The organism is Arthrobacter sp. K4-10C (genome assembly GCF_059090085.1).
Map to the genome: position 1 here is coordinate 1 of NZ_JBNHFI010000009.1, position 12,138 is coordinate 12,138.

Sequence of the window (12,138 nt, forward strand, 5' to 3'; positions counted from 1 at the left end):
ACGGCCCGGAATCCGCCGACCGGAACCTGATGTACTACCTCACCGTCTACAACGAACCCATCCTGCAGCCGGCCGAACCCGAGGAACTGGACATCGAGGGCGTGCTCAAGGGCATCTACCTGCTCCAGCCCGCCAAGATCGACGGGCCCCGCACGCAGATCCTGGCCTCCGGCGTCTCCGTCCCCTGGGCCCTGGAAGCCCAGCGGATCCTCGCCGAGGACTGGTCCGTGTCCGCCGACGTCTGGTCCGTCACCTCCTGGAACGAACTCCGGCGCGACGGCCTCGCCGCCGAAGAAGAAGCCTTCCTCAACCCCGAACAGCCCGCCCGGGTCCCGTTCGTCACCCGGCAACTCGAAGGCGCCACCGGCCCCGTCGTCGCGGTCTCGGACTACATGAAGGCCGTCCCCGACCAGATCCGGCAATTCATCCCCAATGAATACGCCACCCTCGGCGCCGACGGCTTCGGCTTCTCGGACACCCGCGCAGCAGCCCGCCGCTACTTCAAGAACGACACCCACTCCATCGTGGTGCGCGCCCTTGAAATGCTGGCGCGCCGCGGCGAAGTGGACGCCCAGGCTCCGGTCAAGGCCATCGAGAAGTACCGCCTGCACAACGTGAACGCCGGAACCACCGGCAACGCCGGAGGCGAGGCTTAACTGTCCCGGCTAGAAGCAACGACGGCGGCTCCCTCCGAAAGGTGGGGGCCGCCGTCGTCCGTTGCGGGGCACGCGCAGAACGTGTGATGCACGACAAAGCGGATTGTAGCCTTCGCACAAATGGAGGTTGCCGCCCGCTGCCCGTATGCTCAAAGAATGCCAGCACCTGCCACCCCGTCCGCGAAGCGCAAACCGGCCGAGCCCAAGGTCACTCCGGAGAAGTCGGAAACCCTCAAGAAGTTGCGGGCAAACGTCGGACAGCTGTCTACCACCACCCTGCGGGAACTGGAAAAGTCGCTTCCGTGGTACAGCCGGCTGAGCTCGGACGAACGGTCGGCGCTGGGCATGGTGGCACAAAACGGCATCGCAGCATTCGTCACCTGGTATGAACGGCCGAGCTCGCCGTCATGGATCCTCACGGACGTTTTCGGCACGGCACCCACGGAGCTGACCCGTTCCATCAGCCTGCAAAAAGCACTGCAGCTAATCCGGATTGTGGTGGAGGTGGTGGAAGACCAGGTCCCCGTCATTGCCCCGGAGGCAGACCAGCCGTCCCTGCGCGAAGCTGTCCTGCGCTATTCCCGGGAGGTGGCGTTTGCCGCCGCTGACGTCTACGCCCGCGCCGCGGAATCCCGTGGTTCCTGGGACACCCGGCTGGAAGCACTGATCGTGGACGCCATCCTTCGCGGCGAAAACACCGACGCCCTGCGTTCCAGGATCGCCGCACTGGGATGGAAAGCGCAGGAGCGCTTCACGGTAATGGTGGGCAACTCGCCCTCCGAGCCCAGTGCCAGCTACGTCAGCGAACTGCGCCGCATGGCCGGGCGCTACGCCGAAGACGCGCTGGTGGGCATCCAGGGCGACCGGTTGATCCTCATCCTTGGCGGCCTCCAGGACCGGGAAACCGCCTACGTGAAACTCAGTGACATGTTCGCGCCCGGGCCCGTCGTCTACGGGCCCGAGGCAGGCTCTCTGCTGGAAGCCAGCGGCTCGGCGCAGTCGGCATTCGCGGGCCTCACCGCCGCCAAGGCATGGCCGTCCGCACCCCGCCCCGTGGCCGCGGACGACTTGCTGCCTGAGCGTGTCATCTCCGGCGACGACGCCGCACGGCGCTCCCTCGTCAAGAACATCTACCGGCCCCTGCTGGCTGCATCCAACGGCCTGGTGGAAACCCTTGGCACCTACCTTGAACTGGGCCATTCGCTCGAGGCTACGGCGCGCGAACTCTTTGTCCATGCCAACACGGTGAGGTACCGGCTGAAGCGCGTCTGCGACGTGACAGGTTGGGACCCACTCCTTCCCCGGGAGGCTTTTGTCCTGCAGGCGGCGCTCGTGGTGGGCCGTCTTTCGGCGCCGCCCAAAGCCGCCACAGAACGTCAACCGTCGCGGAATCAGCCCTGACCCGTTGTAGACTTCCTACAACCTGACCCCGTGAGCTTGGTGCGGACAAACACCGCTGGATCACACAGTAATTTGGAAAGCTGGTTACGTGCTTGCAATAGTCTGCCCTGGACAGGGCTCACAAACCCCGGGTTTTCTGGCCCCGTGGCTGGAACTGCCCCCGGTGGCGGGCCAACTGGCCTCCCTGAGCGACATCGCCGGTATCGACCTCATCGCTCATGGAACCACGTCCGACGAGGAGACCATCAAGGACACCGCGGTAGCGCAGCCCTTGATCGTGGCTGCCGGCCTCGTGGCCGCAACATCGCTCTTCGACGTTGAGCTGAGCACGCTGCCGGTGATCCTGGCCGGACACTCGGTCGGTGAAATCACCGCCTCCGCCCTGGCTAACGTCCTGACCGAGCAGGAAGCCATGACGTTCGTGCGCGAGCGTGCCAACAGCATGGCCGCGGCAGCCTCCGTCACTCCCACCGGAATGAGCGCCGTGGTGGGCGGGGAACCGGCCGAGGTCCTGGCAGCCATCGAAGCGTCCGGCGCCACCCCAGCCAACGTCAACGGCGCAGGCCAGACCGTAGCCGCCGGGACCTTCGAACAGCTCCAGGCTCTCGCTGACAACCCTCCCGCCAAGGCGCGGGTCATACCGCTAAAGGTCGCCGGCGCCTTCCACACAAGCCACATGTCCCCTGCAGTCAGTGCGTTGAAGGCCCTTGAGCCGAAGCTGAAGCCGCAGGCCCCAGCCGTTCCCCTGCTGTCCAACTACGACGGCGGCGAAGTCACCGAAGGCCCTGCCGCCGTCGACAGCCTCATCGCGCAGGTGTCACGCCCGGTCCGCTGGGACCTGTGCATGGAGGCCATGGTCCAGCGGGGCGTCACCGGCGTCATCGAGCTGGCCCCCGCTGGAACGCTCGCCGGCCTGGCAAAGCGCGGCATGCCGGGCGTCAGAACCGTTGCAGTCAAGACCCCCGACGATCTGTCCACCGCCCTGGCTCTCTTCGCAGAACTGGAGGGCAACGCATGAGCGTTCCCACGCTGAAACAGGCTCCCATCCAGGAGCACACCCGCATCCTGGGCCTGGGCGCCTACCGGCCGGACGTCATCGTCACCAATGAGGACGTGTGCCAGTGGATCGACTCCTCTGACGAGTGGATCCGCCAGCGGACCGGCATCGTCACGCGGCACCGTGCCAAGGCTGACGTCAGTGTCATCGACATGGCCGAGGGCGCTGCCCGTGAGGCGATGGAGAAGGCCGGCATCCAGGCCTCGGACCTCGGCGCCGTCATTGTTTCCACCGTGACCCACCCTTACGCCACGCCGTCGGCTGCAGCCAGCCTGGCGGACCGCCTGGGGGCCACACCGGCACCCGCCTTCGATATTTCCGCCGCGTGCGCCGGCTACTGCTACGGCATCGCCCAGGGCGACGCCCTGGTCCGCTCCGGAACGGCCAAGTACGTCCTGGTGGTCGGCGCGGAGAAGCTCTCCGACGTCATCGACAACCGGGAACGCACCATCTCTTTCCTGCTTGGCGACGGTGCCGGCGCCGTGGTGATCGGGCCGTCCGAGACTCCGGGCATCGCACCCTCGGTGTGGGGTTCGGATGGCAGCAAGTGGGACGCGATCGGCATGACCCGCTCCATCCTGGATGTCCGTGACCTGGGCATGGCAGCCCGCCAGTCCGACTCCACCGGGGACCTCGCACTCCTTGAAGAGGCCCAGGAGCTGTACCCCACACTTCGCCAGGACGGCCAGACCGTTTTCCGGTGGGCCGTCTGGGAAATGGCCAAGGTTGCACAGCAGGCACTTGACGCAGCAGGCGTGCAGGCCGAAGACCTGGTGGCCTTTATCCCCCACCAGGCGAACATGCGCATCATCGACGAGATGGTGAAGAAGCTGAAGCTGCCGGAGACGGTTACAGTGGCACGGGACATTGCCGACGCCGGCAACACGTCCGCGGCCTCCATCCCGCTGGCAACGCACCGCCTGCTTCAGGAAAACCCCGGCCTCAGCGGCGGGCTGGCGCTGCAGATCGGCTTCGGCGCCGGGCTGGTTTTCGGCGCACAGGTAGTTGTCCTTCCCTAGGAACGTCCCAAAGGGGCCGCACCCGCGGCCTGAACCATTTCCGGCAGCCCCTGCCGGCAAAACAAGAAAAGGAGCCATCAATGGCTAGCAACGAAGAGATCCTGGCCGGCCTGGCTGAAATCGTCAACGAGGAAACCGGCCTGGCCCCCGAGTCCGTGGAGCTGGACAAGTCCTTCACCGAGGACCTGGACATCGACTCCATCTCCATGATGACCATCGTGGTGAACGCTGAAGAGAAGTTCGGCGTGCGCATCCCGGACGAAGAGGTCAAGAACCTCAAGACCGTTGGCGACGCTGTCAGCTTCATCGCCGGAGCGCAGGCCTAGTCCAGGCTTTCCCCGTTCGGCTTGGCGGGGCTGCCGGTCCGGATGACCGGACCGGCAGCCCCGCCGCATTTTCTGCCATCTTGCTTCACCCGGCCTGAGCCGGCCCTCAACATGCGGGACCCTCCGGGAACGGAGACGGATTCCCCACCGACGAAAGAGTGATCCCATGACACGCAAAGTGGTCATTACCGGTCTGGGTGCCACCACGCCCATCGGCGGCGACGTTCCCACGATGTGGAACAACGCGCTCAAGGGGGTCTCCGGTGCCCGCACCCTGGAGGACGACTGGGTTGCCCAGTACGAGCTTCCCGTCCATTTCGCAGCCCGGTGCAGCACCTCGGCCCTCGACGTGCTCAGCCGGGTCGAGGCCAAGCGGATGGATCCCTCCACCCAGTTTGGCGTTATCGCAGCACGGGAGGCCTGGGCTGACTCCGGCATCACGGAGTTCGACAAGGATCGCCTGGCGGTTGCCTTCGCAACCGGCATCGGAGGCGTGTGGACGCTGCTGGATGCCTGGGACACGCTAAAGGAAAAAGGCCCCCGCCGGGTCCTGCCCATGACCGTTCCCATGCTGATGCCCAACGGTGTTGCCGCGGCCGTGAGCCTGGACCTTGGCGCCCGGGCCGGTGCCCACACCCCGGTATCCGCCTGTGCGTCCGGCACCGAGGCCATGCACCTTGGCCTCGACCTGATCCGTTCCGGCAAGGCTGACGTGGTGATGTGCGGCGGCGCCGAGGCAGCCATCCACCCGATGCCCCTGGCGGCGTTCGCCTCCATGCAGGCCCTGTCCCGGCGCAATGACGATCCCGAGGGCGCATCCCGCCCCTACGACACTGCACGCGACGGCTTCGTCATGGGCGAAGGCGCAGGCGCACTGGTCCTTGAAGCTGAGGAGCACGCCCTGGCCCGCGGAGCCCGTATCTACGGTGAACTCGCCGGCACGTCCGTCACCGCCGACGCCTACCACATCACGGCGCCGGACCCCGCAGGCCTGGGCGCGACCCGTGCACTGAAGGCCGCAATGTTTGACGGCCGGATCCAGGCGGAGGACGTGGTTCACGTGAACGCCCACGCCACCTCCACGCCCGTCGGAGACAAGCCCGAATACACCGCCCTCCGCGCGGCCCTGGGCAACCATGTAGACAACGTGGCTGTCTCCGCGACCAAGTCGCAGATGGGCCATCTGCTGGGCGCCTCCGGAGCCGTCGAGGCGGTACTCACCGTACTGGCCGTTTACGAGCGCAAGGCGCCCGTGACCATCAACCTCGAAAACCAGGATCCGGAGATCCCGCTCGACGTTGTTACTTCCGCCCGCGACCTGCCCGCCGGAAACATCGTCGCACTCAGCAACTCCTTCGGCTTCGGCGGCCACAACGCCGTCGTCGCCGTCCGCAGCATCTGACATCCCGACGGGCGGGCCCGGAGCACAAGGGGAGGCCCCGCCGGATGGCGGGGCCTCCCCTTGTGCTATGGAGTGTTGTGCCGGTTCAGTGACCGGAAAGGAAGTACGACGGCGGTCAGCCCACCTGGTGGAGCCAACGTACGGGAGCGCCTTCCGCGGCGTGCCGGAATGGTTCCAGCTCCTCATCCCAAGCCTCACCAAGCGCAAGCGACAGCTCATGGTAGACGGCTGCAGGGTCACCTGCTCCGGACTCGTATGCGTACCGGATGCGGTCCTCGGACACCATGATGTTGCCGTGCACGTCCGTCATGGCATGAAAAATACCCAGCTCAGGGGTATGGGACCAGCGGCCGCCATCCACCCCCTGGCTCGGTTCCTCCGTCACCTCGAAGCGCAGATGCGCCCAGCCGCGGAGTGAGGACGCCAACTTGGCCCCGGTGCCGGGTGTCCCGGTCCAGGACAATTCGGCACGAAACATTCCGGGCGCGGCAGGCTGAGGGGTCCACTCAAGATCCGTCCGCTTGTCCACGACGGAACCGATGGCCCACTCGACATGAGGGCACAGGGCCGTAGGGGCCGAGTGAACGAAAAGCACACCGCGGGTCATTGCAACAGACATTCCATCCTCCATAGCTCTAGGTACGTCTTCCCCAACGACCTCTGCTTGGATGAACTGCTGTGCCCTGCTCCGCGAACCTTCCTGCCTGTTATTCAGATATGCACAGTCCGGACTTTACGCACCGCCGTCAGCCCATGGGGCTTCAAGCGTTACTTGAAAGTTGCCGGACGTGACTCTTATTGTGCCGTACCCCGCAGAATTACGCCAGTGCGATTCGCCCACCGTGAATTCAAGCGCGGGGGTGGGCCTGCTGGTAGCTTTTCCGCAGCCGGTCAACCGAAACGTGCGTGTAGATCTGCGTCGTTGCCAGGCTGCTGTGCCCCAGGATTTCCTGCACTGCGCGCAGGTCCGCCCCGCCGTCGAGCAGATGCGTTGCCGCCGAATGGCGGAGGGCATGGGGTCCCGAGGCTGAGGTATCGCCCAATGCCTCGAAGAGCCGGCGCACCAGTTCACGCACCTGCCGTTGGTCCACCCGGCGGCCGCGGGCTCCCAGGAACAGTGCCGGGCCGCTGTTGTCCCGGGCAAGCACGGGCCGGCCACGGCGCAGCCAGTCATCTACCGCCACTGCTGCAGGAACACCGTAGGGGACGGTGCGTTCCTTGTTGCCCTTGCCCAGGACCCGCAGTGTACGCCGGTCAGGATCCAGGTCATCGATGTCCAGGCCGGCAAGTTCACCCACACGCACGCCCGTGGCGTAGAGGAGTTCCACAATGGCGCGGTCGCGGATAGCCAGGGGTGCGCCTTCGGCCGCCGATTCGCCCAGCTGTGCCAGCAGCCGGGTCAGCTGGGAACTGTGCAGGACGCCGGGCAGGGACTGTTCCCGCTTCGGCGCCTTCAGCCGCAGCGCCGGGTCCACTGCAATCTGCTCCTCCCGCAGGGCCCAGGCAGTGAAGGCCCTTACTGTGGCGGATCGCCGGGCAAGGGTTGCCCGGGCGGCGCCGGACTGGCTCTGGGCGCCCAGCCAGCGGCGGAGAGTTCCCAGCTCAAGATCCTGAAGCCCGGTGGCACCTTCCGATGCTGCATGTGCCAGGAGGCTGCGGAGGTCTCCCAGATACGCGCGCCGGGTGTGGGCAGACACGGCACGCTCCCCCGACAGGTAGCCCGCGAACGCGTCCAGGGCCTGGTTGAGTCCCGGGGGCAGTTCCTCATTTTCCACTCCTATACTGTCTCAGCTGCTGGCGCCGAACCGCAGGCTGACACGGTACGTGCCCGCCAACGCCTCCCGCGATTCCGTCCCACCTCAGGCTGAAGCCTTGCCGCGTTTCCAGCCGCCACGCTCGGAAACAGCCAGTCCGAGCAGGCCCAGCCTGCCAAGACCAGCCCGCACCGAGTCCTGCCCCAGGCCTGCCACAGCCGAGAGCTTCTCGACGGACGTGGTGGACCGCAACGGCAACGCGTCCAGCAGGATCAGATCCTCGAGGGTCAGGCCGTCCTGCACCTGGGCGTCGCCGTGCCGCTGTTCGGGCAGGGCCGTGCCGCTCGGCGAAGCCAGCTCGGCGACTTCTGCGGCGTCGGTAACACAGACGGCTCCCCCATCCCGCAGCAGCCGGTGGCATCCTGCCGAATTGGCGCTGTGAACCGAACCTGGAACAGCGCCGACCGCACGGCCGAGGGTCTCAGCGTGGTGGGCAGTGTTGAGGGCCCCGGAGCGCCAGCGCGCCTCCACCACGACCGTTACGGCCGACAGGGCCGCAATCAGCCGGTTGCGCTGCAGGAACCGATAGCGTGTGGGGGCAGACCCCGGAGGAACCTCCGCGAGTACAGCACCCTGGTTTGCGACGGCCCGCAAAAGATCCTCATTCCCGGACGGATAGAACCGGTCCACGCCGCCCGCCATGACCGCAATTGTGGGCACAGCGCCCGAGCCTCCGGCCAGCGCCGCCCGGTGGGCATGGGCGTCGATGCCATAGGCGCCGCCCGACACCACGGTGAATCCCCGCTGGGCAAGCGAGTAGGCGAGGTCACCCGTAACCGAGGCCCCGTAGCTGGTGCTGTCCCGCGACCCCACCAGTGCAATGCAGGTGTCCATGGCAGGAAGGAACTGTTCATGACCACGCCACCAAAGGCAGATGGGCTCCTGTATTCCAAGGTCTGCCAACTGGCCGGGCCATAGCGCGTCGGACGGCGTGATGAGCCGTCCGCCCAGGCGCGCCATGGTCGCAAGGTCCCGTTCCGGCGCAAGGTCAGGGATCCGGGGCTGCCACCGTTTCCGGGCCGCGGACAGCCCGGCCCAGCTGGTCGCAGGTCCACTCTCCGCGAGGAGGGCGGTGATCTCCCGCTCCAAATCAGGCCCTGGCTTCAACTCACCTGTGGCGATGCCGAGGGCGTCTACTGCGCCCGCGACGCGGACGAGTGCAAGGCCTGCGGCGTCCTGGGGTTCCATCAGCCGTGACAGCGCGGCACGTGCCAGACGATCTTGGTCCATTGATGTTTCCTTCATGCCGCGGCCGCCGCAGCCTGCCGCAGTCCGAGTGCCTGTCCGATGTCGTCGGTGGCCGGCCTTTCCCGCTGCCCCAGGTCGGCAAGCGTCCAAGCCAGACGCAGTACCCGGTCGTAGCCGCGCGCGGTGAGGACGCCACGTTCCAGGGAGTGGTCGAGGATACGGGTTGCCGCCGGCTCCAGCCGCAGTTCACCACGCAGGATCCGGCCCGGCACCTGGGAATTCGTTTCCAGTCCGAATGGCTGCAGCCGCTCGAACTGCCGGAAGCGGGCATCCCGCACCCGCCGGGCAACAGATGCGGTGTCCTCCTCAACCCCGGACTGCCCGAACTCGGCAAGCGAAACCCGTTCGACCTGCAGCTGGATGTCCACCCGGTCCAGCAGTGGCCCCGACATCCTGGCGAGGTACCGTCGCCGCATCATGGGTGTGCAAGTGCACTCGAGCCCCTTGCCGGAAGCCTTGCCGCAGGGGCAGGGATTGGCTGCGAGCACAAGCTGAAAGCGAGCGGGATAAGCTGCGGTGCCTGCCGACCTGTGGATCACCAGCTCACCGCTTTCCAGGGGCTGCCGCAGCGCATCCAGGACCCGGCGCTCGTATTCGGGCGCCTCGTCCAGGAACAGCACTCCCCTGTGTGCGCGCGAGGCAGCCCCCGGCCGGGGCAGTCCCGATCCACCGCCAATGATGGCAGCGGCCGTGGCCGAATGGTGGGGGCTTTCAAACGGCGGCCGCCGAAGAAGCTGTACCGATGATGACGGGAGCCCGCACAGCGAGTGAATGGCGGTGACCTCCATGGATTCGTGGTCGCCAAGATCGGGCAGCAGGCCGGGCAGGCGTTCCGCGAGCATCGTTTTGCCGGCACCGGGCGGGCCGGTCAGCAGCAGGTGGTGGGCGCCGGCAGCTGCGACCTCCAGTGCCCGGCGTGCGTCGGCCTGCCCCGACACGTCTGCCATATCGGGGCAGGGTGCGGAATCGGCGGCCGCGTCGCCGACATCTTCCTGGTCGTCGGGTTCGAAGTCGAGCGCGAGCTCCTGGGGATCCGCGCCAAAGTCCAGTGCCAGCCGGGCCAGGGTCCGGTACCCGCGCACGTTCGCCCCCGGAACCAGGGCGGCCTCAGCGAGGTTTGGCTGCGCCACCACAATGTCGGGGTATCCTGCCTGCACCGAAGCCATGACCGCGGGAAGTATCCCGCGGACCGGCCGGAGCCGGCCGTCCAGCCCCAGTTCAGCGATGAAGACGGTCCGCCCGGTGGGCCTGATGTCATTGGCCGCCCGGAGCACGGCCATGGTGACTGCCAAATCGAAGCCGGAACCGCGTTTGGGGAGCGAGGCCGGAATCAGGTTGGCGGTGATTTTCCTCCGGCTGAGCGGGATCCCGGAATTCTTCGCCGCGGACCTGATCCGCTCCCTGGCCTCGTTCAGTGAAGCGTCGGGCAGCCCGAGGATGACAAAAGCCGGGAGAGTCTGTCCTATGTCCGCCTCGACTTCAACCATGTATCCGCTCAGCCCAACCAGGGCAATCGAATACGTGCGGCCGAGCGCCACTCAGCCCACCCCCTTGAGGTGTTCCACCACGGGGAGGCCTCTGCCGTCATCGACGACGGCGATAACATCCACCCGCCGCAGCGGCATCCGCAACTCCCGGTCCCGGCACCATGCCGAACCGAGACGGTGCAGCCGCGAGAGCTTTTCCGGACCCACCGCCTCAAACGGGTGGCCATAGTCAAGGGAACGCCGCGTTTTGACTTCCGCGATGACCAGGGCGTCACCATCGAGGGCGACGATGTCGATTTCGCCTTCCGGGCAGCGCCAGTTGCGTTCCACCACCAGCATGCCCAGCGACTCAAGGTACCCGGCGGCGAGCTCCTCACCGTGCCGGCCCAACAGGTCTTTGGATTTCATTTCTACCTCCGCAACCAGCGTGCGCGGCGGAGGTTACGGCGGACAGGGCGGCCGGGCCCTATGTGAATACGGCGGTGGTGTGGAGGGAAAGTGCGGCAACCGCTCGGGAGCTAGTTGCCCAGGTCCACGTCCTTGGGCATGGCAAGTTCCTCGTTGCGCGGAAGTTCCTCCACGTTGACGTCCTTGAACGTGAGGACACGGACACTCTTGACGAACCGTGCGGAGCGGTAAACGTCCCATACCCAGGCGTCCTGCAGTGTCAGGTCGAAGTAGACTTCACCGTCCGCGCTGCGGGCCTGCAGATCTACGTGGTTGGCCAGGTAGAAGCGCCGTTCGGTCTCGACAACATAGCTGAACAGTCCGACGACGTCGCGGTATTCACGGTAGAGCTGCAGCTCCATGTCGGTTTCGTAGTTTTCAAGATCCTCGGCACTCATGCTTCCATCTTGCACCATCTTCGCCGCAGCAACCGCCGGAGCATGCAGGGATCAGCCCGCAGCGGATTCCTCCATGCCGGGGATTTCTTCGTCGGCCGGATCCCCGTCGGCACCCTCCCCGTCCAGGAGCTCGCCGCCAAGCAGCCGCCAGCTCACGCGGTGATAGGGCGTGGGGCCGGCGGCGCGGAGCATGTCCCGGTGCAGCGCCGTGGCATAACCCTTGTTAATGTCCCAGCCAAAGTCGGGGTACTCGGTATGCAGCTGCCGCATGGTCCTGTCCCGCTCCACTTTGGCGATGACACTGGCCGCCGCAACACTCAGGCACTGCATGTCCGCTTTGATTTTGGTGTGCACCGGGGCGTGGCAGGCCGCTTCCAGCGCAACGGGCTCGAACAGGGACAGTTGCTCCGCCGGAGAAAGCCAGTTGTGGTTGCCGTCCAGCAGCACCAGGTCCGGGGTAACCCCGGAAGCGAGGACCTCACACCAGGCGCGGGTTCCGGCCAGGCGCAGCGCGGCCATGATCCCAAACGCATCAATCTCCTGCGCGGTGGCATGCCCTACCGCTGAGGCCACGCTCCAGCGGCGGACCAGTGGCTCAAGGCGTTCCCGCTCGGCAGGTGCCAGGAGTTTGCTGTCCCGAACCCCGGCCAGGCTTTTTTGGCGCTCAAGGTCGACAACGGCTATACCCACGCTCACGGGGCCGGCCAGGGCGCCGCGCCCCACCTCGTCCACTCCTGCGAGGTAGCGCACGCCCTGCGTCCGGAAGGACCGCTCGTGCCCCAGCGTGGGCGCTTTGGCGCGGCCTGCGGATACTTTCGGAGAGCCGGAACGGGTGCGGGCCGACGCGGTTGCCGCCGGGTTCGCCTTGAGTGCCGGGGACATG

The 12,138-nt window shown here is 66.6% G+C and carries 13 protein-coding genes; 6 read left to right on the top strand and 7 right to left on the bottom strand.

From position 1 onward, the window contains the following. From AC5RUU_RS13445 to AC5RUU_RS13470, 6 genes are all read left to right on the top strand, one after another. On the top strand, positions 1-656 hold a 656-nt coding region (locus tag AC5RUU_RS13445; RefSeq protein WP_493975711.1), incomplete at its 5' end, for a transketolase-like TK C-terminal-containing protein. Between the two features lie 156 nt (positions 657-812). Beyond that, complete coding sequence (locus tag AC5RUU_RS13450; RefSeq protein WP_493975712.1) at positions 813-2,057, top strand: PucR family transcriptional regulator; 1,245 nt, start codon at positions 813-815, stop codon at positions 2,055-2,057. A gap of 88 nt (positions 2,058-2,145) precedes the next feature. Further along, on the top strand, positions 2,146-3,075 hold the full coding sequence (locus AC5RUU_RS13455) for an ACP S-malonyltransferase (protein ID WP_493975713.1): 930 nt from the start codon (positions 2,146-2,148) through the stop codon (positions 3,073-3,075). Continuing rightward, positions 3,072-4,133 carry a beta-ketoacyl-ACP synthase III gene (locus AC5RUU_RS13460; protein WP_493975714.1) on the top strand — a complete coding sequence of 354 codons (1,062 nt, stop codon included), beginning with the start codon at positions 3,072-3,074 and terminating at the stop codon, positions 4,131-4,133. The genes AC5RUU_RS13455 and AC5RUU_RS13460 overlap by 4 nt, the downstream gene beginning before the upstream one ends. A gap of 80 nt (positions 4,134-4,213) precedes the next feature. Further along, the gene (locus AC5RUU_RS13465) at positions 4,214-4,459 is read left to right on the top strand and encodes an acyl carrier protein (protein ID WP_489320246.1); all 246 of its coding nucleotides are present in this window, start codon (positions 4,214-4,216) and stop codon (positions 4,457-4,459) included. Positions 4,460-4,625: 166 nt separating this feature from the next. Further along, positions 4,626-5,861 (top strand): beta-ketoacyl-[acyl-carrier-protein] synthase family protein, encoded by a 1,236-nt coding sequence (locus AC5RUU_RS13470; protein ID WP_493975715.1) that lies wholly within the window; start codon positions 4,626-4,628, stop codon positions 5,859-5,861. A gap of 115 nt (positions 5,862-5,976) precedes the next feature. Here the strand turns inward: AC5RUU_RS13470 and AC5RUU_RS13475 are convergent, their stop codons facing one another. The 7 genes from AC5RUU_RS13475 to rnhB all read right to left on the bottom strand — a co-directional run bounded on the left by AC5RUU_RS13475 (position 5,977) and on the right by rnhB (position 12,137). Then, complete coding sequence (locus AC5RUU_RS13475; RefSeq protein ID WP_493975716.1) at positions 5,977-6,480, bottom strand: DUF3145 domain-containing protein; 504 nt, start codon at positions 6,478-6,480, stop codon at positions 5,977-5,979. A gap of 229 nt (positions 6,481-6,709) precedes the next feature. Continuing rightward, entirely contained in the window at positions 6,710-7,636 is a 927-nt protein-coding gene (locus AC5RUU_RS13480) for a tyrosine recombinase XerC (RefSeq protein ID WP_493975717.1), read from the bottom strand. Positions 7,637-7,720: 84 nt separating this feature from the next. Continuing rightward, on the bottom strand, positions 7,721-8,905 hold the full coding sequence (gene dprA / locus AC5RUU_RS13485; RefSeq protein ID WP_493975718.1) for a DNA-processing protein DprA: 1,185 nt from the start codon (positions 8,903-8,905) through the stop codon (positions 7,721-7,723). Between the two features lie 11 nt (positions 8,906-8,916). After that, positions 8,917-10,461 (bottom strand): YifB family Mg chelatase-like AAA ATPase, encoded by a 1,545-nt coding sequence (locus tag AC5RUU_RS13490; RefSeq protein ID WP_493975719.1) that lies wholly within the window; start codon positions 10,459-10,461, stop codon positions 8,917-8,919. Continuing rightward, positions 10,462-10,818: a YraN family protein gene (locus AC5RUU_RS13495; protein ID WP_493975720.1), complete on the bottom strand. Its 357-nt coding sequence runs from the start codon at positions 10,816-10,818 to the stop codon at positions 10,462-10,464. It lies immediately after the preceding gene. A 110-nt stretch (positions 10,819-10,928) separates the two neighbouring features. Continuing rightward, positions 10,929-11,255, bottom strand: coding sequence for a DUF2469 domain-containing protein (locus AC5RUU_RS13500; RefSeq protein WP_009359307.1), 327 nt, complete (start codon positions 11,253-11,255; stop codon positions 10,929-10,931). 51 nt (positions 11,256-11,306) lie between these two features. Next, a complete protein-coding gene (gene rnhB / locus AC5RUU_RS13505) occupies positions 11,307-12,137 on the bottom strand; it encodes a ribonuclease HII (protein ID WP_493975721.1) in 831 nt (276 codons plus the stop codon). Position 12,138: the final 1 nt, after the last annotated feature.

What these genes read in the sequence shown, in the direction of transcription:
- dprA (WP_493975718.1), bottom strand. Translation starts at nt 8,905, where the DNA reads ATGGACCAAGATCGTCTGGCACGTGCCGCGCTGTCACGGCTGATGGAA.
- AC5RUU_RS13450 (WP_493975712.1), top strand. Translation starts at nt 813, where the DNA reads ATGCCAGCACCTGCCACCCCGTCCGCGAAGCGCAAACCGGCCGAGCCC.
- AC5RUU_RS13465 (WP_489320246.1), top strand. Translation starts at nt 4,214, where the DNA reads ATGGCTAGCAACGAAGAGATCCTGGCCGGCCTGGCTGAAATCGTCAAC.
- AC5RUU_RS13500 (WP_009359307.1), bottom strand. Translation starts at nt 11,255, where the DNA reads ATGAGTGCCGAGGATCTTGAAAACTACGAAACCGACATGGAGCTGCAG.
- AC5RUU_RS13475 (WP_493975716.1), bottom strand. Translation starts at nt 6,480, where the DNA reads ATGTCTGTTGCAATGACCCGCGGTGTGCTTTTCGTTCACTCGGCCCCT.
- AC5RUU_RS13470 (WP_493975715.1), top strand. Translation starts at nt 4,626, where the DNA reads ATGACACGCAAAGTGGTCATTACCGGTCTGGGTGCCACCACGCCCATC.
- AC5RUU_RS13460 (WP_493975714.1), top strand. Translation starts at nt 3,072, where the DNA reads ATGAGCGTTCCCACGCTGAAACAGGCTCCCATCCAGGAGCACACCCGC.
- AC5RUU_RS13495 (WP_493975720.1), bottom strand. Translation starts at nt 10,818, where the DNA reads ATGAAATCCAAAGACCTGTTGGGCCGGCACGGTGAGGAGCTCGCCGCC.
- rnhB (WP_493975721.1), bottom strand. Translation starts at nt 12,137, where the DNA reads ATGTCCCCGGCACTCAAGGCGAACCCGGCGGCAACCGCGTCGGCCCGC.